Genomic DNA, 623 nt, shown 5'->3' with positions numbered 1-623 from the left:
CCAACTTGGGCAAACCACAACGGCGTGTTTACCGCTGCAGGTCTAGAAACGGCTCAATACACTTACTACAACGCAGAAACTAAAGACAAAGACTTCGATGCAATGCTAAACGATCTTCAAGCTGCATCTGAAGGTGACATCGTTCTTCTACACGGCTGCTGCCACAACCCAACCGGCATCGATCCAACTGCTGAAGAATGGGAAACACTAGCGAAGCTGATTGCTGAGAAGAAACTGCTTCCTCTGTTCGACTTTGCATACCAGGGCTTTGCTAAGGGTGTAGAAGAAGACGCAGCTGGCCTACGTACTTTCGCGAAATACAACAAAGAAATTCTCGTTGCGAGCTCGTTCTCGAAAAACTTCGGCCTATACAATGAACGTGTAGGCGCATTCACGCTTGTTGCTGAATCTGAAGAAGTGGCAACAACAGCATTCTCTCAAGTAAAAGCGATCATCCGCTCTATCTACTCTAACCCACCAGCTCACGGTAGTGCTGTTGTTACTCATATTCTAAACAACGAAGAACTGCGTGCTGAATGGGAAGCGGAAGTACAAGAAATGCGTGACCGTATTCAAGAGATGCGCGAGCTGTTCGTAGCAACTCTGAAAGAAGAAGGTGTGGA

The 623-nt window shown here is 47.2% G+C and carries 1 protein-coding gene; it reads left to right on the top strand.

Annotation, left to right across the window (positions count from 1 at the left end):
* Positions 1-623 (top strand): aminotransferase class I/II-fold pyridoxal phosphate-dependent enzyme (locus R7R78_RS27440; protein ID WP_225474772.1); only part of this gene is annotated, 623 nt, incomplete at both ends.

It is taken from the genome of Vibrio sp. 2134-1, from assembly GCF_033339495.1.
The sequence above is the reverse complement of the archived record's forward strand: the minus strand, read 5'-3'. Positions and strand labels throughout refer to the sequence as shown.